General features: G+C 65.9%; 21 protein-coding genes and 1 tRNA gene. 7 read left to right on the top strand and 15 right to left on the bottom strand.

The genetic code is table 11. From position 1 onward, the window contains the following. Positions 1 to 17: 17 nt before the first annotated feature. The 7 genes from rpoB to AC5Y39_RS12820 form a co-directional block, all read right to left on the bottom strand. Positions 18 to 3,509, bottom strand: a complete 3,492-nt coding sequence (rpoB, locus tag AC5Y39_RS12850) for a DNA-directed RNA polymerase subunit beta (RefSeq protein ID WP_500048223.1) — start codon at positions 3,507 to 3,509, stop codon at positions 18 to 20. 326 nt (positions 3,510 to 3,835) lie between these two features. Then, complete coding sequence (locus AC5Y39_RS12845; RefSeq protein ID WP_500020277.1) at positions 3,836 to 5,047, bottom strand: dienelactone hydrolase family protein; 1,212 nt, start codon at positions 5,045 to 5,047, stop codon at positions 3,836 to 3,838. A 641-nt stretch (positions 5,048 to 5,688) separates the two neighbouring features. Further along, positions 5,689 to 6,768, bottom strand: coding sequence for an ABC transporter ATP-binding protein (locus tag AC5Y39_RS12840; protein WP_500020279.1), 1,080 nt, complete (start codon positions 6,766 to 6,768; stop codon positions 5,689 to 5,691). Positions 6,769 to 6,932: 164 nt separating this feature from the next. Then, on the bottom strand, positions 6,933 to 7,328 hold the full coding sequence (gene rplL, locus AC5Y39_RS12835) for a 50S ribosomal protein L7/L12 (protein WP_499906218.1): 396 nt from the start codon (positions 7,326 to 7,328) through the stop codon (positions 6,933 to 6,935). Between the two features lie 26 nt (positions 7,329 to 7,354). Then, entirely contained in the window at positions 7,355 to 7,915 is a 561-nt protein-coding gene (gene rplJ, locus AC5Y39_RS12830; protein ID WP_500020281.1) for a 50S ribosomal protein L10, read from the bottom strand. A 521-nt stretch (positions 7,916 to 8,436) separates the two neighbouring features. Further along, entirely contained in the window at positions 8,437 to 9,339 is a 903-nt protein-coding gene (locus tag AC5Y39_RS12825; protein ID WP_500020283.1) for an ROK family protein, read from the bottom strand. Beyond that, positions 9,339 to 10,112, bottom strand: a complete 774-nt coding sequence (locus tag AC5Y39_RS12820; protein WP_500020285.1) for an endonuclease/exonuclease/phosphatase family protein — start codon at positions 10,110 to 10,112, stop codon at positions 9,339 to 9,341. The genes AC5Y39_RS12825 and AC5Y39_RS12820 overlap by 1 nt, the downstream gene beginning before the upstream one ends. 35 nt (positions 10,113 to 10,147) lie before the next feature. Between AC5Y39_RS12820 and AC5Y39_RS12815 the strand changes: the two genes are divergently transcribed. Next, positions 10,148 to 10,699: a nucleotidyltransferase family protein gene (locus AC5Y39_RS12815; protein ID WP_500020287.1), complete on the top strand. Its 552-nt coding sequence runs from the start codon at positions 10,148 to 10,150 to the stop codon at positions 10,697 to 10,699. Here the strand turns inward: AC5Y39_RS12815 and AC5Y39_RS12810 are convergent. Beyond that, entirely contained in the window at positions 10,689 to 11,645 is a 957-nt protein-coding gene (locus AC5Y39_RS12810; RefSeq protein WP_500020289.1) for a helix-turn-helix transcriptional regulator, read from the bottom strand. The genes AC5Y39_RS12815 and AC5Y39_RS12810 overlap by 11 nt on opposite strands. Before the next feature lie 62 nt (positions 11,646 to 11,707). On the opposite strand from AC5Y39_RS12810, the gene AC5Y39_RS12805 reads away from it, so the two are divergent. The 5 genes from AC5Y39_RS12805 (at position 11,708) to AC5Y39_RS12785 (ending at position 16,344) form a co-directional block, all read left to right on the top strand. After that, positions 11,708 to 12,235: a DinB family protein gene (locus AC5Y39_RS12805; RefSeq protein ID WP_500048222.1), complete on the top strand. Its 528-nt coding sequence runs from the start codon at positions 11,708 to 11,710 to the stop codon at positions 12,233 to 12,235. Next, the gene (locus AC5Y39_RS12800; protein ID WP_500020293.1) at positions 12,235 to 12,837 is read left to right on the top strand and encodes a DinB family protein; all 603 of its coding nucleotides are present in this window, start codon (positions 12,235 to 12,237) and stop codon (positions 12,835 to 12,837) included. The genes AC5Y39_RS12805 and AC5Y39_RS12800 overlap by 1 nt, the downstream gene beginning before the upstream one ends. Before the next feature lie 262 nt (positions 12,838 to 13,099). Next, a complete protein-coding gene (locus AC5Y39_RS12795; RefSeq protein WP_500020295.1) occupies positions 13,100 to 14,446 on the top strand; it encodes an ABC1 kinase family protein in 1,347 nt (448 codons plus the stop codon). Beyond that, positions 14,446 to 15,354, top strand: coding sequence for an alpha/beta fold hydrolase (locus AC5Y39_RS12790; protein WP_500020297.1), 909 nt, complete (start codon positions 14,446 to 14,448; stop codon positions 15,352 to 15,354). The genes AC5Y39_RS12795 and AC5Y39_RS12790 overlap by 1 nt, the downstream gene beginning before the upstream one ends. Positions 15,355 to 15,447: 93 nt before the next feature. Further along, positions 15,448 to 16,344 (top strand): cyclopropane mycolic acid synthase family methyltransferase, encoded by an 897-nt coding sequence (locus tag AC5Y39_RS12785; protein WP_500020299.1) that lies wholly within the window; start codon positions 15,448 to 15,450, stop codon positions 16,342 to 16,344. Here the strand turns inward: AC5Y39_RS12785 and AC5Y39_RS12780 are convergent, their stop codons facing one another. After that, positions 16,345 to 17,973: a PE-PPE domain-containing protein gene (locus AC5Y39_RS12780; protein WP_500020301.1), complete on the bottom strand. Its 1,629-nt coding sequence runs from the start codon at positions 17,971 to 17,973 to the stop codon at positions 16,345 to 16,347. Positions 17,974 to 18,135: 162 nt separating this feature from the next. Here AC5Y39_RS12780 and AC5Y39_RS12775 point away from each other — a divergent pair, with 162 nt between their 5' ends. Further along, entirely contained in the window at positions 18,136 to 19,203 is a 1,068-nt protein-coding gene (locus tag AC5Y39_RS12775) for an alpha/beta hydrolase (protein ID WP_500020303.1), read from the top strand. On the opposite strand, the gene rplA is transcribed toward AC5Y39_RS12775, so the two are convergent. From rplA to hadC, 6 genes are all read right to left on the bottom strand, one after another. Next, a complete protein-coding gene (gene rplA, locus AC5Y39_RS12770) occupies positions 19,200 to 19,907 on the bottom strand; it encodes a 50S ribosomal protein L1 (RefSeq protein ID WP_500020305.1) in 708 nt (235 codons plus the stop codon). The genes AC5Y39_RS12775 and rplA overlap by 4 nt on opposite strands. A 72-nt stretch (positions 19,908 to 19,979) precedes the next feature. Continuing rightward, complete coding sequence (gene rplK, locus AC5Y39_RS12765) at positions 19,980 to 20,408, bottom strand: 50S ribosomal protein L11 (protein WP_500020307.1); 429 nt, start codon at positions 20,406 to 20,408, stop codon at positions 19,980 to 19,982. A 64-nt stretch (positions 20,409 to 20,472) separates the two neighbouring features. Continuing rightward, positions 20,473 to 21,225, bottom strand: coding sequence for a transcription termination/antitermination protein NusG (nusG, locus tag AC5Y39_RS12760; RefSeq protein ID WP_500020309.1), 753 nt, complete (start codon positions 21,223 to 21,225; stop codon positions 20,473 to 20,475). Positions 21,226 to 21,240: 15 nt separating this feature from the next. Beyond that, positions 21,241 to 21,681, bottom strand: a complete 441-nt coding sequence (gene secE / locus AC5Y39_RS12755) for a preprotein translocase subunit SecE (protein WP_500020311.1) — start codon at positions 21,679 to 21,681, stop codon at positions 21,241 to 21,243. A gap of 72 nt (positions 21,682 to 21,753) precedes the next feature. Continuing rightward, positions 21,754 to 21,826 (bottom strand) — tRNA-Trp (locus AC5Y39_RS12750). 160 nt (positions 21,827 to 21,986) lie between these two features. Next, positions 21,987 to 22,496, bottom strand: coding sequence for a (3R)-hydroxyacyl-ACP dehydratase subunit HadC (gene hadC, locus AC5Y39_RS12745; protein WP_500020313.1), 510 nt, complete (start codon positions 22,494 to 22,496; stop codon positions 21,987 to 21,989). Position 22,497: the final 1 nt, after the last annotated feature.

Genomic DNA, 22,497 nt, shown 5'->3' with positions numbered 1-22,497 from the left:
TGTAAAGGAAAGATCCGCTATGCCAGATCTTCTACGGAGGCAGATTCGTTGCGCGACAAGTTGATTCCGAGGTTGGCAGCAGCGCGCTCCAAGTCCTCGTCCTCGCCCTCGCGCAGCTCGATCGCCGCGCCGTCGGAAGACAGCACCTCGACGTTCAGGCACAGCGACTGCAGCTCTTTGAGCAGCACCTTGAACGACTCCGGAATGCCCGGCTCGGGGATGTTCTCCCCCTTGACGATCGCCTCGTACACCTTGACCCGGCCGACGGTGTCGTCGGACTTGATGGTCAACAGCTCCTGCAGCGTGTACGCCGCGCCATAGGCCTGCATCGCCCAGCATTCCATCTCGCCGAACCGCTGACCGCCGAACTGCGCCTTACCGCCCAGCGGCTGCTGGGTGATCATCGAGTACGGGCCAGTGGACCGGGCGTGGATCTTGTCGTCGACCAGGTGGTGCAGCTTCATGATGTACATGAAGCCGACCGTCACCGGATACGGGAACGGCTCGCCGGAGCGGCCGTCGTAGAGCACCGCCTTGCCGTCGGCGTTGACGAGCACGTCGCCGTCGCGGTTCGGCTGCACCGAGCTCAGCAGGCCCTGCAACTCCTCCTCGCGGGCACCGTCGAACACCGGCGTGGCGACGATCGTGCCCGGGTCGGCTTCCAGCAGCTCCTCGGGCAGCTTGTTCGCCCACTCGGGTGAGCCCTCGACTTTCCAGCCACTGTGCGCACACCACCCCAGGTGGGTCTCCAGGATCTGCCCGATGTTCATGCGTCGCGGCACACCGTGGGTGTTGAGGATGATGTCCACCGGCGTGCCGTCCGGCAGGAACGGCATGTCCTCGACGGGCAGGATTTTGCCGATCACGCCCTTGTTGCCGTGGCGGCCGGCCAGTTTGTCGCCGTCGGAGATCTTGCGCTTCTGTGCGACGTACACGCGGACCAGCTCGTTGACGCCGGCGGGCAGCTCGTCGTCCTCCTCGCGGGAGAACATGCGCACGCCGATCACCTTTCCGGACTCGCCGTGCGGCACCTTCAGCGAGGTGTCGCGGACTTCGCGGGCCTTCTCGCCGAAGATCGCACGCAGCAGCCGCTCCTCCGGAGTCAGCTCCGTCTCGCCCTTCGGGGTCACCTTGCCGACCAGGATGTCGCCGTCGCGGACCTCTGCGCCGATGCGCACGATGCCGCGCTCGTCGAGGTCGGCCAGCACCTCGTCGGAGACGTTCGGGATGTCGCGGGTGATCTCCTCGGCGCCCAGCTTGGTGTCACGGGCGTCGATCTCGTGCTCCTCGATGTGGATCGAGGTGAGGACGTCCTCCTCGACGAGACGATTGGACAGGATGATCGCGTCCTCGTAGTTGTGGCCTTCCCACGGCATGATCGCGACGAGCAGGTTCTTGCCCAGCGCCATCTCGCCCTGGTCGGTGCACGGCCCGTCGGCGATCACCTGGCCGGACTCCACCCGCTGGCCGGCGTCGACGATCGGGCGCTGGTTGGCACAGGTGCCGTGATTGGACCGGGCGAACTTGCGCAGCTGGTAGCTGCGCCGGGTGCCGTCGTCGGCCATCACGGTGATGTAGTCGGCCGAGACCTCCTCGACGACGCCGCTCTTCTCCGCGACGACCACATCGCCGGCGTCGATCGCGGCCCGCAACTCCATGCCGGTGCCCACCAGCGGCGCCTCGCTGCGCACCAGCGGAACGGCCTGGCGCTGCATGTTCGCGCCCATCAGCGCGCGGTTGGCGTCGTCGTGCTCGAGGAACGGAATCATGGCCGTGGCCACCGACACCATCTGGCGCGGCGACACGTCCATGTAGTCGACCTCGTCGGAGCTGACGTACTCCACCTCGCCGCCCTTGCGGCGTACCAGGACGCGCGGCTCGGTGAAGCGGCCCTGGTCGTCGATCGGCGAGTTGGCCTGCGCCACCACGTGGCGGTCCTCCTCGTCGGCCGTCAGGTAGTGGATCTCGTCGGTGACCACACCGTCGACGACCTTGCGATACGGCGTCTCGATGAAGCCGAACGGGTTCACCCGCGCATACACCGACAGCGACCCGATCAGGCCGATGTTCGGGCCTTCCGGGGTCTCGATCGGGCACATGCGGCCGTAGTGCGACGAGTGCACGTCGCGGACCTCGAGGCCGGCGCGTTCGCGGGACAGACCGCCCGGGCCCAGCGCCGAGAGGCGGCGCTTGTGGGTCAGGCCCGACAGCGGGTTGTTCTGGTCCATGAACTGCGACAGCTGGCTGGTGCCGAAGAACTCCTTGATGGCCGCCACGACGGGACGGATGTTGATCAGGGTCTGCGGCGTGATCGCCTCGACGTCCTGAGTGGTCATCCGCTCGCGCACGACGCGCTCCATGCGGGACAGGCCGACGCGGATCTGATTCTGGATCAGCTCGCCGACCGTGCGCAGGCGCCGGTTGCCGAAGTGGTCGATGTCGTCGGTTTCCACCGGCACCTCGACGCCGCCCGGAGCCGTCATCGTCGGCTGGCCCTCGTGCAATCGCACCAGGTACTCGATGGTGGCGGCGATGTCTTCCGGAGTCAGCGTGGTGGTCTGCGAGGCGACCGGCTTGTCGGTGTTCAGGCCCAGCTTCTTGTTGACCTTGTAGCGGCCCACGCGGGCCAGGTCGTAGCGCTTCTCCTTGAAGAACAGGTTCTCCAGCAGGGTCTGCGCGGACTCCTTGGTGGGCGGCTCGCCCGGACGCAGCTTGCGATAAATGTCCAGCAGCGCCTCGTCCTGGTTGGCGGTGTTGTCCTTCTCCAGGGTGGACATCATGATCTCGGAGAACCCGAACCGCTCGCGGATTTCCTCGGCGGTCCAGCCCAGCGCCTTCAGCAACACGGTGACGGGCTGACGACGCTTGCGATCGATGCGCACGCCGACGGTGTCGCGCTTGTCGACGTCGAACTCCAGCCACGCGCCACGGCCGGGGATCACTTTGACCGAGTGCAGCGTCTTCTCGGTGGACTTGTCGATGGTCTCGTCGAAGTACACACCTGGCGAGCGCACCAGCTGCGACACCACGACGCGCTCGGTGCCGTTGATGATGAAGGTGCCCTTCTCCGTCATCATCGGGAAGTCACCCATGAACACCGTCTGGCTCTTGATCTCGCCGGTGTTGTTGTTGATGAATTCGGCCGTCACGAACAGCGGGGCCGCGTAGGTCTGATCCTTCTCCTTGCACTCGTTGACCGGTGCCTTGACCTCGTCGAAGCGCGGATCGGTGAACGAGAGCGACATCTGCCCCGAGAAGTCCTCGATCGGGGAGAGTTCGGAGAGCACCTCTTCGAGATCGCCGACAGGGTCCACGTCACCGCGGGCGACGGCCTTCTCGCGCCACTCGTCGGATCCGATCAGCCACTGGAACGACTCGGTCTGCACCTCGAGCAGACCGGGAACCTCGAGCGGTTCACGCAACTTTGCGAAAGAAATTCGATTGGGGGCTCCGGGAACGGAGCTATTAGCGGTAGCTACTGCTGATTTGCTCTGGCGAGAGACTGCCAAGATGCACCCTTCCAGCACCTCATGCGACCACAGTCACCGGATTACCGGCGGCTTCGTCGCTCTTCTGCGTCGGTTCGGCCGGCCGACAACCTGTCCGGTCTCAGAGCACGCACATGAACCCCTAAAGGGGCTCAAGCGTGGACCACGGTGTCAAATTCAGGTGAGGTGGGCAGGAGGCAGCCAGCGCAACGTCCAACAGTACCGCAGGACGCGGCATTCCTCAACCAGGGCATGCTGGCAGTAAAGGCGCTGGCTGGCGGCCCGTACTGCGACATATGTACATGCTGCCCAACAGACTGACGCCTTCACGCGCTCTCGTCAAGGGTTTACGCGGCGTTTGGCGCAGCCAATTGCATGCCGGCACGACTTCGCAGAGAGGTTGGCGGATGCGCGGCGCCGGGGTCATTCCCCAGGAAACCGAAGAACAGGTCGCTGCCGACGCGGAACAGGTCCCGCAGCAAATTTGTGACCGGCGTCAGCGCAGTCGGCGGTGCCGGTAACGCGATTGCGGTAGCGGTCCCCGCTGCTGTGGGAATGGAGATCGTCGCACCGGGCTGGCCATAGACACCGTTGGTCGTCCCGTCCAGCATGTCGTTGATCCATCCGCTGGCCAGCGTCTGAACCGCCGCGATGTTTCGCGGCTGCGAAACGCCTGCGACAAGGTATGCCGCGCCTTGGATCAGCGGGTTGCCGCCCTGCATCGCGTCGATATGGCGTCCGCCGACCAATTGCACACCCACGAATCTTCCGGGCCGCGCCTCGGTGAGCTCGGTGCTGGCGATGCCGAACGAGTTCCATACGTAGGGCGGAGAGGCGATCATCAACACGGGTGTGTCGTCGGGAAGCTTGCCGAGCGCCGTAGGGATCGCGCCTTGCAGACCTACGCCGTCGAGTAGCACCACGCCCTTCAGGTCAGCCACGGCGCCGTTGTCGGCGGTGTATCCGGCGACGGCGGTGACGAACCCGCCGCCGAGCGAGTGCCCGACGAGCACGACGTCTTGCGGCAGCGACACCGGATGTCCAAGAGCCGCGCTTGCGCTGGCGGTCAGCGCCGCGCGATCGCCGACGAACAGGCCGGCGGCTGCCTGCTGCAGCGTCGAGCCCCCGAGCCAATTGCCGTCCGTGGCGAAGAAGTTCGACGACAACGTCGGGACGACGACCACGCTGTGCGTCTGCTCGGCGAGTCGGGCTGCGGTGTAGCTGTACATCGGGCCGGTCGCAAAGAAGCCGTGCTGGAGGTAGATGACACTCTTCGGCGGCGCCGGCCCGGCCGGGACATACCAGTCGGCCGGGGCGCTGACGTCGCCGATCTGCACGGTGGACTGACGCACCGTCACAGTGCTTCCCGGCGGCAGCACCGGCGGCCCTACCAGGCTTCTCTCCACCAACGAAATCGTGTTGACCACCAACGATCCGATGGCGTTGAGCAGCGGAGGCGCGCGCGGCATGGCAGGTCGCGTGGTCACTGCCTGTGGCTTGGCCGCCGACGGCGCAGGGGCCGGTGCGCCGACGGCCGCGACGGCAACAGGTGTGCCCATCGTTTCTGCGGTCGTCGCGGACCGTTGAGCCGCGTCGACTGTCGTTACTGCACGGTGGATTCGCGCACTGGGCGCCTCACCGTTGGGCTGAGGCCGCGAAAACGGGCCAACATCGGAGCCGGTCTGTTGGACTCGCGTCTTGGTCAGCGGTGACGCGCCGACGGAGAGCACCCCTGTGGTGGTGTCTCGGGACGCCTCCGACCGCTCGCTTGCGGGCGCCGCGTTCTCTGGCTGCGGTTGCCTTACGCGCTGCCCCGACCGTGTCTTCGACGGTGCAGTCGTCGGCCCCGTCTTGGAAGGCGACGACCCCGACTCTGGACGTTGGGCACCTGCCGCGACCGAGTTGAGCCGCCCTGTTGGACGCCTCGTCGACGGCGGCGTCTGTGTCGACGGCTTGCTCGCCGTCTTCCCCGCGGATGTCGGTGTCGAGGCTGCAGAGTTGGTCGTGTCGCTTTGGCCGGAGTCTGCCGATGCGAGTCCGCACCCTAAGCCCAGCGCCACCATCCCGGCGGCTGCGCCTGCAGCGACCAGCAGCGCCAGTCGCCAGCGCTCGATGATCACCGGCACTCCCTCGTGAAATCGGAGCTTCGGGCGACCCGACCTATCGGAGCACGACGATGTCGGGCTGCTCGGACGCCTGTTTAACGCTGGTCGCCGGAAACCGGAATTCGCCCGGTCGGCGCCTCGTCGGTGTAGCGATCCCCATCGCTGGAGTCGGGGAAGTCGCGCGACTTGTACTTGTGCGTGCCCTCGAGGTCGTCGCGAATGGCCTCCTGGGCCGCCGGCGGCAGCGTGTCCAGGATCTGGCGAACCCGCGCCCGGCGCCGGGCCACCGCCTTGCGCTCCGGCATGCCCGGCGTGGCGCTGATCTGCGGCGGCACGCCCTCGATCTCTTCCACGCCACCATGATGGTGGCCGGCTTCGACCATGGCCTGCTCTTCGGCCATCGTCGCCTCGTCCTTCTCCTCCGACATACCGATGGGGCCGATCCGTCGGCCGTTGAGGAACTGGCGAACCACCGGCTCGTCACTGGTCAGCAGCACCTCGCGAGGACCGAACATGACCAGCTTGCGGCGGAACAGCATGCCGATGTTGTCGGGCACCGTGCGAGCGATGTTGATGTTGTGCGTGACGATCAGGATCGTCGCGTCGATCTGGGCGTTGATGTCGATCAGCAGCTGGCTCAGGTACGCGGTACGCACCGGGTCCAACCCGGAGTCGGGCTCGTCGCAGAGGATGATCTCCGGGTCCAGCACCAGCGAGCGAGCCAGGCCGGCACGCTTGCGCATACCGCCGGAGATCTCGCCGGGGAACTTCTTCTCGTCGCCTTCCAGACCGACCATCGCGAGCTTCTCCATGACGATGTCACGGATCTCGCTTTCCTTCTTCTTGGTGTGCTCGCGCAGCGGGAAGGCGGTGTTGTCGTAGAGGTTCATCGACCCGAACAGCGCGCCGTCCTGGAACATGACGCCGAACAGCTTGCGGATCTCGTAGAGCTCCTTGGCCGAGCTCTCGATGATGTTGGTGCCGTCGATGATGATCTTGCCGCGCTCGGGACGCAGCAGGCCGATCAGCGACTTCAAGAACACCGATTTGCCGGTACCCGAAGGGCCCAGCAACACGCTGACCTCGCCCGGCGGCAGGTCGAACGTGACGTCCTCCCAGATTCGCTGGGAGCCGAAGGACTTGGTCAGCCCCTCGATCTGAATGCCGATGCCCACGCGTAGTCCTTCCGCCAGTGCTTGCCCGCCACACACACCCCGGTTGTGGCTGCGGTCACTCTAGCCTACGTCAGCAGGTGTCGTTAGCTATAGAGCCAGGTTGTGACCATGCGAAAGGGGCCGCCCGATCGACGCGGCGGCCCCTTTGCGTGGAACTGCGTGAACTACTTGACGGTGACGGTGGCGCCGGCGGCCTCGAGCTTGCTCTTGGCTTCCTCGGCGGCCTCCTTGGCAACCTTCTCGAGCAGCGGCTTCGGGGCGCTGTCGACGAGATCCTTGGCCTCCTTGAGGCCCAGACCCGAGACGATCTCGCGGACGACCTTGATCACGCCGATCTTCTTGTCGCCGGCCGACTCGAGGATCACGTCGAACTCGCTCTGCTCCTCGGCCGCCTCGGCGGGGGCACCGCCCGCGGCAGCGCCGGGAGCGGCCGCCACTGCGACCGGTGCGGCGGCGGTGACGTCGAAGGTCTCCTCGAACGCCTTGACGAAGTCGGAGAGCTCTAGCAGCGTCATTTCCTTGAACGCGTCGAGCAGCTCGTCGGTGGACAGCTTGGCCATGGTGGGTTCCTTCCTGATTACGGGGTTTATTCGGCGGCAGCCGGTTCGGGGGTCGCGGCTTCCTGCCCGCCTTCTTGGCTCTTCTTCTCTTGCAGCGCGGCGGCCAGCCGTGCCACCTGTGATGCGGGTGCGTTGAACAGGCCGGCGGCCTTGGTCAAGTTGCCCTTCATCGCGCCGGCGAGCTTGGCCAGCAGCACCTCGCGCGACTCGAGGTCGGCGATGCGCTCGACCTCCGCGACGGTCAGCGGGCGACCGTCCATGTAGCCGCCCTTGATCACCAGCGCCTTGTGTTCGCGCGCGAACGTCTTGAGCGCCTTCGCGGCGTCGACGGGCTCGCCCTTGACGAACGCGATCGCCGTCGGGCCGGTGAACAGTTCGTCGAGTCCATCGATGCCGGCCTCGGTGGCCGCCCGCTTGGCGAGCGTGTTCTTGGCGACCGAATAGGTGGCGGACTCCCCGAGTGACCGGCGCAGCTGGGCAAGGTTGGCCACTGTGAGGCCGCGGTACTCGGTGACCAGCGCGGCGGTGGCTTCCTTGAACTGCTCGGCGATGTCGGCGACGGCGGCGGCTTTGTCAGCCTTTGCCATGCATGCCTCCTTGCGTGGGTGTGGGTCGCCCCGCAGAAGATCGTCGGTCGCCGGAAATGACGAACGCCCCGACGCAGGGATCGGGGCGCGCAAATGCAGATGCCTCGTCCGCCTGCGTGGGCCGCCGGGATGTTTCCCGGACCTTCGACCGGATTTCTCCGGTGACCGACGGTCTTCGGTGGAGCCGTCCCAGGTTAGCAGTTACCGCCGATGAACACCGAATCGCGGCGCGACCACCCGCGATCCAGCCTTCTCCTGACGCTCAGCGCATTAGCTAGCTGATCTCTCGAACTAACTCCATTTTGTATGCTGGCAATCCGCGTGTTTGCGGTACAGCCAGCACATTTTCGTTTACGATAAATTTGCTGTCGCCTCGGCAGCAGGTCGGGGAAGGGAAACCGCTATGTTGCTCGCAGTCATCATTTCGGTTTTCGGGTTGGCCACTGTGTGGCTCGTCAGCGAACTGCAGTCCTACGCCGAACGCAGGGTCGCACAAAAGCACGAGAACGACTGACCGCCGCTCAACTTTGGACGAGTGTTGCCGCGCCGATCAGCCCCGCATCAGCACCGAGCGCGGCAGGCGCCATCCGCAGTTTCCGGAGAAAGTCGAGGCCCGCATAGCCGCTGAGCGCCTCGTGCAACGGGTCGAACAGCAGCGGGCCGGAGCTCGCCACTCCCCCGCCGATCACCACCAAGTCCAGGTCGCAGACCGCCGCGACTGAAGCGATCATCGCGGCGACGGCTGTGGCCCCTCGACGAAAGGCCTTCAGCGCCAACGCGTTACCCGCGTTCGCGGCATCCGCAAGATCTTTCGCGTCGGCGTCTGGGGCACCGGACCATCCGTTGGCGCGCGCCCAGCGCACCAATTGCGGCCCCGACGCGATGGTTTCCACGCACCCACGCCCGCCGCATGTGCACGGCTGGCCGTCGAGGTCGACGACGACGTGGCCGACGTGACCCGCGTTGCCACTGGCGCCCCCGTACGGTGCACCGTCGAGCACGAGCCCGCCGCCGACTCCGGTGGACACCACGATGCCGAGCAGAAACTGCACGCCCTGGGCAGCGCCGTGCCGGTGCTCGCCGACTGCCATGCACAGCCCGTCGCCGGCAAGTCGCACCGGCACCCCGGGCAGCAGCGCCGCGAGCTGAGCCACGATCGGGAAGTCGCGCCATGCAGCGATGTTGATCGGGCTGACGGTGCCGGCCGGGACGTTGATCGGCCCGGCCGAGCAGATGCCGACGCCCCGAACGACGGAGTCCGCAATCGCTAGTGTCACAAGCTCTTTCACCGCCGACCACACTGTCCCGGCATCACCGCACGGTGTCGGCCGCCTGACGCTGCGGGTCAGCGCGCCAGCTGAATCCACCAGTCCGGCAGACAGTTTCGTGCCGCCGATGTCGACCGCCAGGACAGGTGATTCCATCAGTGCTGAGGCCGCGAGACGTCGACGACGAGCGCGCGGTGATCTGAAACCGACATCAGCGGTGCCGAAAACGCATCCACTTCCAGGGTGTCGTCGTCGGTGAGTATGTGGTCGAGCTGACGGTCGGGCTCGTGGGCCGGGAATGTCAACGCCTCGGCGAGCGACCGCAACCCGGTCCAGCGAGTCGGCCTGGGCGGGCTCATGTTGAGATCGCCCATCAGCACGCGGGGCGGTGGGAAGCCGCGCAGATCGCGGATCAACCGCCGCAACTGCACGCGGTTCCACCCCGGCACGAACGACAGATGCGTGTTCGCGACGGTGATCGGCCCGAGCGGTGAATCGAGGCGTGCCACCACGGCCGCGCGGGGCTCCTCGTCGACAATCGTCACGCGGTTCGGCGCGGGCAGATACATCGGGAATCGCATCGGAATGCGAGGCAGCCGCAGCACCTGCCAGCTCTCGACCGGGAACCGCGACAGCAGTGCAATGCCGTAGGCGGCCGTGCCCGGTTGTTCTTCGCCGGTCGCGGCCATCCAGGTCGCTCCCGGGGTGCCGGAGATCGCGGCGACGAAGCGGTGGCTGATAGCGCCCATCGCCTCGGCGGCGACGGCGGTCAGATCGGCCATCTGCGAGCGCGGCTGGTCACAGTCGACCTCTTGCAGCGCCAGCACGTCCGCGTCGAGTTGGCGCACGGACGCGGCGAGCCGGTCGGGTTCCACGTTGCCGTCGTGCACGCTGCGGCCGTGCAGGATGTTGAAAGTCGCCATCCGCATGGGTACTACCTACCCAACGATCCCTTGGAAGAGACGTGCCTGACCGAAATGACGAGTTGCGTGACGCGCTCAAGCGCGCGGCGTCGGCGCTGAAGGCGAACGGACCTGAGTTCGCCCTCGCCGGCAGCTACGCGCTGTGGGTCTACGGAGGGCCAGAACCGGTGCACGACGTGGACTTCGTCGTCGCCGAATCCGACGTCGAGGCGGCCGTGGCGGCGCTCGAAGACGCGGGCTTCTCGATCGAGCGGACGCCCGAGGACTGGCTGTTCAAAGCGTGTGTCGCCGAGGAATTCGTGATCGACGTGCTGCACCGGCTCAACGGCGTTCCGGTGGACAAGGAGCTGATCCGCTCGGCCGACGTACGCGAGGTGCTGGCGATCGCGATGCCGGTGTTGTCGCCGACGGTGGTGGTCACCGAAAAGCTGGCCTCGCTCCACGAACATCACTGCGACTTCGCCTCGTTGCTGCCCGGCGTGCGCGCGGTCCGCGAACAGGTCGACTGGCAGCGTGTGCGCGCCGACACGGCCGACAACGACTTCGCGGCGGCGTTTCTGGTGCTTACCGACCGGCTGGGCATCACGTCTTGACCGCTGCCCGGCGCAGCCGTTCAGCGAGCACGCCAACTGCGTCGGCCACCTCCGGAGGCTCGAGCACTTCGAACTCCGCGTCCACCGTCGCCAAGTACAACGCGAGCAACTCGGCGTCGTCGGCGCCGGCCGTCACGATGCAGGCGTGCGGACCATCAGACTCCACGGTCGCCGCTGCGGGCGAAAAACGCTGTGCCACAACGCTTTCTGGCGCAGAATAGCGCACCCGTGCGACGTACCGGTACGGCGAGGCGGTGATCGAGCGTGCCACGAAGGCGGCCGGATCGGGAGCATCGCGGGGGGTGAACATGGTGTCCACCGCCCGCGCCTCGGCGATCCGGTCCAGTCGCAGGCTGCGCCAGTCCTGCCGGTCGCGGTCGTAGGCCATCAGGTACCAGCGCCGACCGGTGGTCACCAAGTGGTACGGCTCCAGCCGCCGGCGAGTGGTTCGGCCGGCGCGGTCGACGTATTCGGCGGTGACGTGTTCGTGGTCACGGCAGGCGCGCGCCAGCGTCATCAGCGTGTCGGGTGCGACGGCTTCCGGTGGGTCGCGGGTCAGCGTCACGGTCGCGTCGTGCACTGCGCCGACCTGCGAGCGCAGTCGGGTAGGCAGCACCTGGTCGAGTTTGGTCAGCGCACGCAGCGCGGCCTCAGCCACTCCGGCGACCGTGCCACCGGCGGCCAGCCGCAGGCACACAGCGACGGCCACCGCCTCGTCGGGATCCAGCAGCAGCGGCGGTAATGCGGCACCTGCGCCCAGCCGGTAGCCGCCGCCGTGGCCCTTACTGGCGTGGACGGGGTAGCCGAGGTCGCGCAGCCGCTCGACGTTGCGGCGCACGCTGCGGGTGGTCACGCCGAGCCGCTCTGCGAGCTCCTCTCCGCTCCAGACCCGCCGCGACTGCAGCAGTCCGAGCAGTTGCAGCACCCGCGCCGTCGTCTCGGCCATCAGCCAAGCGTGCCAGAGTCAGCGGACAGAAGCTGTCCGGTAGCACCGGCAAGCTGGTCGATATGGATCTCACCGCGCAACTTGCCGACCAGCTCGACGTGCACTGGCGTGACCAGCTGCGCCCGCGTCTCGATGGGTTGACCGACGACGAGTACTTCTGGGAACCGGTGCCGGGCTGCTGGACGGTGCATCGCGACGGCGCGATCGACTTCGCCTATCCGCCGCCACGCCCCGAACCGTTCACGACGATCGCGTGGCGGATGGCGCATGTGATCGTCGGCGTGCTGGCGATGCGCAACCACTTCCACTTCGGCGGTCCACCCGCGGACTACCAGTCGTGGCAGTACGCCACCGACGCGGCGACAGCACTGGGCCAGCTCGACGACGCCTACGCACGGTGGAACGCCGGCGTGCGCGGGCTCGATGCGGCAGCGCTGGCGCGCCCGTGCGGACCGGCCGAAGGGCCGTACGCTGAGCTGCCGATGTCCGCGCTGATCCTCCACATCAACCGCGAGGTCATCCACCACGGAGCTGAAATCGCTTGTCTGCGTGACCTTTACGTTCATTCGCACCGAACAGGAGAACACTGATGCCCGCACTGGCTCCCCCTGTCGCCGACGAGCGCCACGCCCTTCGCGAATTCGTCGCCTACCACCAGAACGCCTACTTCGCCGTTGCGCACGGGTTGACCGACGAGCAGGCGCGGTTAACGCCGTCGGCGAGCGCCCTGTCGATCGGCGGCTTGGTCAAACATGCGACCGGCATGCAGCGGACGTGGATGCAGCGGGTCGCGGCCGCGCCCGAATCTCCGCAGCGCGACACTCGGTCCTTCGAGGAACGCCGGGCCGCGTTCGAGGACGAGTTCGTGATGCGCGAGGACGAGACGCTGCACGACGTGCTGGCCGCGCTTGCCGCGCAGAACGCCGAGACGTTGCGGCTGCTGGACGCTGCTGACCTCGATGCACCGGTTCCCGTGCCGACGGACGCGCCGTGGTTCCCGAAGGACATCACGCAGTGGTCCGTGCGCTGGGTCTTCCACCATGTGATCAACGAGCTGGCCCGTCACTCCGGCCACGCGGACATCATCCGCGAGTCGATCGACGGCGCGACGATGTACGAGCTCATCGCGGCGCACGAAGGCTGGCCGGAGACGGACTGGCTCAAGCCGTGGAGGCCGGCCGCGTCCAGGTGAATCCCTTCGTCACTCTGGTATCTCCCGGTGGCGGGGACCGTTGTGCCGGTTTGGTGCGCCGAGGCAGCCCTCGGCCAGCGGCAAATGCGCAGTCAGACCGTGTCGCTAGGAGGCGGGCAGATCGGACTCCACGTCTCGCTGTGACGGATGCGGCTCAAGTGGCGATGCAGACCCGCGAGCGCTAGAAAAGCGCATGATGGACCGGGTGGACCCGCCCCGCGCAGATTATGGAAACCCTAAGAAGGTTTGGCACACTGCCTCTATGAGCTCAAATACCAAGCATCGCGAGGTTGCCAAGCTCGACAGTGTGCCGCTTTTCACCGAGGCCGCCCGTATCGGGGCGACCGGCTGGCACGTAACCCGAGCCGCCGGCCGGGTGGCCGGCAAGCTGTTCGACGGAGGGCCCTGGCAACAGAAAGTCATCAAAGAGGTTCCGAACGTCTTCGCCGACCTCGGCCCCACCTACGTCAAGTTCGGCCAGATCATCGCGTCGAGCCCGGGCGCGTTCGGTGAACCGCTGTCGCGGGAGTTCCGCAGCCTGCTCGACGCGGTGCCGCCTGCAGACCCCGACGAAGTGCACAAGATCTTCGTCGAAGATCTGGGCGAGGACCCCAACACGCTGTTCGCCCAATGGGACGATCGGCCGTTCGCGTCCGCGTCGATCGCGCAGGTGCATTACGCCACGCTGCACACCGGCGAGGAAGTGGTGGTCAAAATCCAGCGGCCCGGCATCCGCCGACGGGTCGCCGCCGACTTGCAGATCCTCAAGCGCGGCGCACAGCTCGTCGAACTGGCCAAGCTCGGCCGGCGGCTGTCCGCCCAGGACGTCGTCGCCGACTTCGCCGACAACTTGGCCGAGGAGCTCGACTTCCGGCTCGAGGCGCAGTCGATGGACGCCTGGGTAGCGCACATGCACGCCAGCCCGCTGGGCAAGAACATCCGGGTGCCGCAGGTGTATTGGGACTACACCACCAGCCGCGTGCTCACGATGGAGCGCATCCAAGGTATCCGCATCGACGACGCCGCCGCGATCCGCAAGGCCGGCTTCGACGGCACCGCACTGGTCAAGGCGTTGCTTTTCAGCGTGTTCGAGGGCGGCCTGCGGCACGGCCTCTTCCACGGCGACCTGCACGCCGGGAACCTCTTCGTCGACCCCGACGGCAAGATCGTGTTCCTGGACTTCGGCATCATGGGCCGCATCGACCCCCGAACCCGTTGGCTGCTAAGGGAATTGGTGTACGCGCTGCTGGTGAAGAAGGATCATGCCGCGGCCGGCAAGATCGTCGTGCTGATGGGCGCGGTCGGCACCACGAAGCCAGAGGCGCAGGCGGCCAAGGACCTGGAGAAGTTCGCAACGCCGCTGACCATGAAGAGCCTTGGCGACATGAGCTACGCGGAGATCGGCCGGCAGCTCTCCGCGCTGGCCGACGCCTACGACGTGAAGCTTCCCCGCGAGCTGGTGCTGATCGGCAAGCAGTTCCTCTACGTCGAGCGCTACATGAAGCTGCTGGCGCCCAAGTGGCAGATGATGTCCGATCCAGAGCTGACGGGCTACTTCGCGAACTTCATGGTCGAGGTCAGCCGCGAACACAAGGAAGTCGAGGTCTAGTGCACATCCGAACCGGCACCGCCCGCTCGGGTGATCTGGACATCTACTACGAGGACATGGGCGACCCGGACGACCCGGCCGTGTTGCTGATCATGGGGCTGGGTGCCCAGCTTCTGTTGTGGCGCAAGGCTTTCTGCGAGAAGCTGGTCAATCAGGGCTTGCGGGTGATCCGCTACGACAACCGCGACGTCGGGCTGTCCTCCAAGCTGCACGGCCGTCGTCACCCGGGATCGCTGCCCGTGAAAATGGTGCGGCACTTCTTCGGCCTGCGGAACCGGGCCGTCTACACCCTCGAGGACATGGCCGGCGACGCTGCGGCGGTTCTCGACCATCTCGGCATCGACCGGGCGCACGTGGTGGGCGCGTCGATGGGCGGCATGATCGCGCAGGTCTTCGCCGCCGAGTACAAGCACCGCACGCAGACGCTGGCCGTGATTTTCTCCAGCAACAACCAGCCGCTGTTGCCGCCGCCCGGACCCCAGCAGCTGCTCGCGATCCTGCAGAAGCCCAAGGGCTCAGACCGCGAGGCGATCATCGCCAATGCGATTCGGGTCAGCAAGATCATCGGCAGCCCCGGCTATCCCCGCAGCGACGACGTGATCCGCGCCGAAGCCATCGAAGGGTTCGATCGGTCCTACTACCCGGCTGGTATCGCGCGGCATTTCGGCGCGATCCTCGGCACCGGCAGCTTGCTGCGCTACAACCGGCAAACCGAGGCGCCGACAGTCGTGATCCATGGGAAAGCAGACAAGCTGATGCGTCCGACAGGTGGTCGCGCGGTGGCTCGGGCGATCCCGCGCGCCCGGTTGGTGCTCTACGACGGGATGGGTCACGAGTTGCCCGAGCAGTTGTGGGACGACATCGTGGGCGAGCTGAAAACAAACTTCAGCGAGGCCACGCCCGCGTGAGTTTCAGAGCAGTCCCGCACATCGGATAGCATTCCCAGTCAAGTCTTGGGGCGTCAGCCGCCTCGGAAAAACCACGAAAGGCAAGCTAGACACATGCCTAACAAGACCAAGCAAGCCGACGACATGCGGCCGCACTTCGAAGACATCCAGGCCCACTACGACCTGTCCAACGACTTCTTCGGCCTGTTCCAGGACCCCACTCGCAAGTACAGCTGCGCGTACTTCACCGGGCCGGACGTGACGCTCGAAGAGGCGCAGCTCGCCGACGTCGATCTGAACCTCGACAAGCTAGACCTCAAGCCAGGCATGACGCTGTTGGACATCGGCTGCGGCTGGGGCGTCACCATGAAGCGGGCGCTGGAGAAGTACGACGTCAACGTCATCGGCCTGACGCTGTCGAAGGAACAGCTGTCGTACTGCAAAGAGCTGCTCGCCAAGGTCGACACCGAGCGCACTTACGACGTGCGCCTGGAGGGCTGGGAGCAGTTCCACGAGCCCGTCGACCGCATCGTGTCGATCGAGGCGTTCGAGCACTTCGGCTTCGAGCGCTACGACGACTTCTTCAAGAACTGCTTCGACATCCTGCCCGACGACGGCCGGATGACCATTCAAAGCAGCGTCGGCTACCACCCGTTCGACCTGGCCGCGCAGGGCAAGAAGCTGACCTTCGAGCTCGCCCGGTTCATCAAGTTCATGATCACGGAGATCTTCCCGGGCGGTCGGCTGCCCACCACGCAGATGATGATCGAGCACGGCGAGAAGGCAGGGTTCGTCGTGCCGGAGGCCAAGTCGCTGCGCACCCACTACATCAAGACGCTGGGTCTGTGGGCCGAGGCACTGGAGCGCAACAAAGAGAAGGCCATCGAGGTCACCGACGAGGAGAACTACCACCGCTACATGCGGTACCTCAAGGGCTGCCAGTACTACTTCATCGACGAGAGCATCGACGTCAGCCTGGTGACCTACCTCAAGCCGGGCGCGGCGGCCTGATCACGCCGCCGCGCGCTGCCCGGAATCGGGCGACGTCGCGGCGTTCTGCTTGCCACCCGGCTTCGTGCCGTCCGTACCCGTCTGCCCGTTCTGGGCGGTCCTGTGCTTGCCGAACAGATCGCTGACACGCGGTAGCGGGTTGTCGACCTTGGCAACGTCCCCCGGCTTCGGCAGCTTCGGCGCGGCCGGCTTGGGTGTCTTCGCAATCGGCGTCGTCTGATCTCCCGCGACCGACGACCTTCCCAACCTGAGCTTGAACGGGTTCTGATTCTCGTTGGCGTTGCTGGAACCCTGCGGGCTGGCCAACTTTGTGGCATCGGGCTGGGTTGAAATCGTCCGCGCGAGATCGAGCGTCGGAACGGCACCCGCACTGGTCTGCTGCTGCTGCGTCTTCTGCACTTGAAGTGCTGGGTTCGATTGTTGCGCAGCAAATGTCGAGAACGGCGAGATCGTCGTCGTCGACGACGAGGACGGCGGCGTCACCGTCGGAACGATCGGCACGCCGTCGGTCGCGTCGTGGATGCCCTGCCCGATCGCCGCAATCAGATCGGTGGCGAGCTTGACCGGGTTGATGTTCGGGATCAGACGGAACGTCACGGGATCCCCCGGACTGGCCGTGCGGTCATAGCCGGTGTCGATCAGCACCTTCAGAGCCGGCTGGACCAGTTCCAGCAGCGGGTCGACGATCGCCGACGTGCCAGTCGCGTTGCCCAAGTCGATGAACGGCTGCAGGATCGGCAGCGACTTCGCCGGAATGGTGACGTACGTGGTGTCACCCTTCGTCGGATTGCCGGCCGCCTCGATGAAGTTCTGGATGTCTGCGGGCGTGTACCCCCACGGCAGCTGATCCGTCGGGCCGTTGCCGTTGGGCACCAGGTAGTAGCCGTGGACGTACTGGAAGCCGGCGATCGCATTGGCGACGGCGAGCAGGTTGAGCGGATACGCCGGGAAGTCGGACACCCCGTCGTACTCGAACGAGATGTCGGTGGTCTTGATGTCGGCGTTCGTCGGGGTGGGGTTGCCGAACGACACGTCGAGGATCGGGATCGTCGGCAGGAAGCTCAGCCGCGACCAGAGCCCGCCGTTCGGGCGGCTGATGTTGCCGATCATGACCATCTCGACCTGCTTCTTCTGGTCGGGGGTCAGCGTGGCGGCCAGGCGCTCCTTTTCGATGCTGACCACGCGCGCGCCTTGCGAATATCCGAAGATCACGAGCTTGTCGCCAGCCTGGAGGTTGCCGACTGCCGGCTGGACCTCGTCGTCGAGGTGCTGCACGCCCTCGCCCACTGACTCGTTCCATTTGGCGCAGTTGGCCCCCGGGCACCAGTTGGGAATGAAGAAGATCGGCCAGAACGACGCCGGATAGTTGATGCCGCTGAGCGCGCAGTTGGTGGCTGCGGTGCAGGTGGAAGGCACGCCTGTGGGGTCCGACGCATAGATGTAGCGGTTATAGGCGTTATTGAGGTAGTTGGTGACCACATTCGCGTTGGGGGTACCGGTGCCCGGAACGACGAACGCCGTCACCGCGCCCCAGGTGAGGGCTGCGCTGAACACCGACACGACGCCGAAGGCGACCGCCGACAACAGCGCTACGACAGCAAACAACGCCTTGCGGTATGTGGCACGCACCTTCAGCCTCCTGCATGACCGGTGGACCGCTTCCCCTGGACGGGGGCGCGGCTGATTCAGGTGGTTTGAACGGCATCGTCCCACAGACGGCCGACCGGTTTTACAGAACCGTCAAATCGCCCGTGAAAAGATTTGCTGCGAGGCGGCGCATAGCATGACGACATGCTTCAAGGCCGCCTCGCGAATCCCGATTGCACACTCGGCACAGACCCGCGCTCCGACCCCCGGATGGTCGCCGCGCTGGCGCCGTTCGGCCTCGACGGTCTGGCACCCACTCCGCCGCTCACACCGGACGCGCCGCTGGCCGACCGGCTGGCCTACATCGCCAAAGCGGAGGAAGTGACGGTCGCGTTCCTCACGGCGTTGGCCCAGAATGCGCCGGCGGCTGAGGGCGTGTCGACCGAGACCGTGACAATCGACGGCGACGGCGGCGACATCACCCTCTACATCAGCCGGCCGAACGCGTCGTCGTCGACGCTGCCGTGCCTCTTCCACATCCACGGCGGCGGCATGGCATTCGGAAGCGCCACCGACCTCGGCTACGTCCGCTGGCGCGACAACCTCGCGGCCACCGGGCTGCTGGTCGTCGGCGTCGAATTCCGCAATAGCGCAGGCAAATTGGGCCCACACCCCTACCCCGCGGGCATCAACGACTGCGCGGCCGGAATCCGTTGGACCGCAGGGCATCTCGACGAATTGGGCGGATCACACATCGTGGTGTCCGGCGAGTCCGGCGGTGGCAACCTGACGCTGGCGGTCACGCACAAGGCCAAGCGCGAGGGCTGGCTGCATGAGATCGCGGGCGTGTACGCGCAATGCCCGTACATCTCGAACCGGTTCCTGGAGCAGCCCGACGAACTCCCTTCGCTCAAGGAGAACGACGGATACGTCTTCAGCTGCATGGAGTTGGCGGTCAACGGCTCGGTCTACGATCCCGACGGCGAGCACGCCAACGATCCGGCGTGCTGGGCCGGCAACGCGACCGAAGGTGACCTCGAGGGCATGCCGCCGCACGTGATCGCCGTCAACGAACTCGACCCGCTGCGCGACGAGGGCCTGCTCTATTACCGACGGCTGGTGCGCGCCGGAGTGCAGGCGGTCGGCCGGATCATCGCCGGCACCGGTCATGCCGGCGACATGATGTGCGCGGGTGCGCTACCCGACGTCTACGGCGCGAGCCTGCGCGACGTCAGCGGCTTCGCGAAATCGCTTGCGGCTCAAGGGGCCTAAACCTCAGCAAAATTCCGCGTCACCGACGGATCCACCGGAATGCCCGGGCCCGTCGTCGTCGACATGGTGATCTTCTTCAGGTAGCGGCCCTTCGACGCGGTGGGCTTGGCCCGCAGCACCTCGTCGATTGCGGCAGCGTAGTTCTCGACGAGCTTGTTCTCGTCGAACGACGCCTTGCCGATCACCAGATGCAGGTTGGCCTGCTTGTCGACGCGGAAGTTGATCTTGCCGCCTTTGATGTCGCTGACGGCCTTGGCGACGTCGGGGGTGACGGTGCCGGTCTTGGGGTTGGGCATCAGGCCACGCGGACCGAGGATGCGTGCGATCCGACCCACCTTGGCCATCTGGTCCGGCGTCGCGATAGCGGCGTCGAAGTCGAGGAAGCCGCCCTGGATCCGCTCGATCAGATCGTCGCTGCCGACGATGTCGGCGCCGGCGGCCAGCGCCTCCTCAGCCTTGTCACCGACGGCGAACACCGCGACGCGAGCGGTCTTGCCGGTGCCGTTGGGCAGATTGACGGTGCCGCGCACCATCTGGTCGGCCTTGCGCGGGTCGACGCCCAGCCGGATCGCAACCTCCACGGTGGCGTCCTGGTTCTTCGACGACGTCTCCTTGGCCAGCTTGACCGCCTCGACCGGCGAGTACAGGTGAGTGCGATCCACCTTCTCAGCGGCCGCGCGGTATGCCTTGCTCTTCTTGCTCATTTCGTTCATCCAATCGTGGTGTTGGAGCCGTGGTGCGGGCCGATGCCAGCCCTCCCACAGATGGTTATTCCGTTATTCGACGGTGATGCCCATCGACCGGGCGGTCCCGGCGATGATCTTCGCCGCAGCATCGATGTCGTTGGCGTTGAGGTCTTCCTTCTTGGTCTCGGCGATCTCGCGGACCTGGTCCCACGTCACCTTCGCGACTTTGTTGCGGTGGGGCTCAGCGGATCCCTTGTCGACGCGTGCGGCTTTGAGCAGCAGCTTGGCGGCTGGCGGGGTCTTGAGCTTGAAATCGAAGCTGCGGTCCTCGTAGACGGTGATCTCCACCGGTACGACATTGCCGCGCTGGTTTTCGGTCGCGGCGTTGTAGGCCTTGCAGAACTCCATGATGTTGACGCCGTGCTGGCCGAGCGCCGGGCCGACGGGCGGCGCAGGGTTGGCCTGGCCGGCTTGGATCTGCAGCTTGATCAGCCCGGCGACCTTTTTTCTCGGGGGCATACTCTTCCTTTCTCAGCGATTTCGGTGCGTTTTCATGCGCTCAGCGCCGGTTAGCGCACCGAAATCAAAGCTTCGCTACCTGGTTGAAGGTCAGTTCGACGGGTGTTTCGCGGCCGAATATCGACACCAGCACCTTGAGCTTCTGCTGTTCGGCGTTGACCTCGCTGATCGAGGCGGGCAGCGTCGCGAACGGGCCGTCCATGACGGTCACCGATTCGCCGACCTCGAAATCGACCTCGACCGGCGTCCGTTCGATTCCGCCGGTTTCAGCGGCAGCGCCGGCGGTCGCAGCCTTCGCGGTCTTCTTGCCCGCACCCTGCGGCAGCAGGAACTTCACCACTTCGTCGAGCGACAGCGGCGACGGCTTCGACGTCGCGCCGACGAAGCCGGTGACGCCCGGCGTGTTGCGCACGGCCGACCAGGACTCGTCGGTGAGGTCCATGCGGACCAGGATGTAGCCGGGCAGCACCTTGCGGTTGACCTGCTTGCGCTGGCCGTTCTTGATCTCGGTGACCTCTTCGGTGGGCACTTCGACCTGGAAGATGTAGTCGCCCACGTCGAGGTTCTGCACGCGGGTCTCGAGGTTGGCCTTCACCTTGTTCTCGTAGCCGGCGTAGCTGTGGATGACGTACCACTCGCCGGGCTTGGAACGCAGCTCGGCCTTGAGCGCCTCGGCCGGGTCGAGCTCTTCGGCTGGGGCTTCTTGTGCAGGAGCCTCTTCGGCCGCACGCTCGTCGACATCCACGGCCGCACCCGCGGACAGCTCGGCGTCAGGCTGCTCCTCGGAGTAGCCCTCGACGCCGTCAGGGGTTGTCACGGTCCTTGTCCTTCCCTACTTAAATTTCAATGCCCAGTCGCCGGCGAACACGCCACGCACGATTGCCGCATAGCCGATGTCGACGACGAAGATCAACGCCACCATGAAGACCAGGAAAGCCAGCACCACGGAGGTATAGCTAACCATCTGCTTGCGGTTCGGCCAGATGACCTTGCGCATCTCGGCAACGACTTGCCGCAGGTAGTTGATGACGAACGCGATCGGGTTGCCGCGACCCTTGTCCGGGCCGGTCTTCTTTGCGGCTTTGGCCTTACCCTTGCCGCCGTCCTTGGTTTCGCCGGCCTTTTCGATCGGCTCGGCCTCGACGGCCTCGCTAAGTTGCCGGGATCGCTTGCCGGTGGGGCGCAGCGGCCGAGTGGCTACCGCGGTCCGACCGCTGGCGGTGGTGTCTTCGCCGTCGCCTGCGGCGCCGGCAGCCTCGCGCTCGTCGCTCACCGCATGCCCTTCCGTTCGTGCCTTCGCCGTGTCCACCCTCCAGTGTCCACGATCACTTCGAGTTCGGTTCTGCAGGGGCGACAGGACTTGAACCTGCAACCTGCGGTTTTGGAGACCGCTGCTCTGCCAGTTGAGCTACGCCCCTAGAGGTTGGCAGGCCAACCTGTACGCGTTCAGAGGCCCACACAATTCGCGCGCTCCCCGTGCGGTCGATCCAATTACCGACGGACAGCGCGCTGACGTGGGGAAACCCCGAGGTCCGAGTGTACATCGGCCCACGTCGGAGTTACCAATCCGATTACCGCCTACGCGCCGACGGCGGTCCGCACCACCTGCCCGGTTTCCGGATCCCATTTCGCCGAGATCGAGTTGTCGCCCTCGTGGCCCATCATCGTGGTGAAGGCCTCCATGATGACCTCGCCGTTCTCGTCTTGGACGACGTTGCGGGTGGTCACAATATCGGCACCGAACCGCTCGTCCACGGACTCGACGTACATGGTCCCGAACAGCTTGTCCCCAGCCATGATCGGCCGGTGGAACTTGAACTTCTGGTCGACCTGCACGATCTGCATCGTCTCAAAGCCGATGTCGACGTTCTGAAAGAAGTGCCGTTGGATCATCACCGCAAAGATGGCTGCGAAAGTCAGCGGTGCCACCAGGCTGTCGTAGCCGAGTTCGCGGGCAGCGTCTTCGTCGTGGCTGGCTGGATCGTATGCCTTGACCGCTGCGGCGTATTGGCGGACCTGTTCGCGGCTGACCTCGAAGTAGTCGGGATACTTCCAGACCATTCCGCGGATGTCGGTTTTGAGCGCCATG

This window comes from Mycobacterium sp. NGS39, from assembly GCF_059812765.1.
The sequence above is the reverse complement of the archived record's forward strand: the minus strand, read 5'-3'. Positions and strand labels throughout refer to the sequence as shown.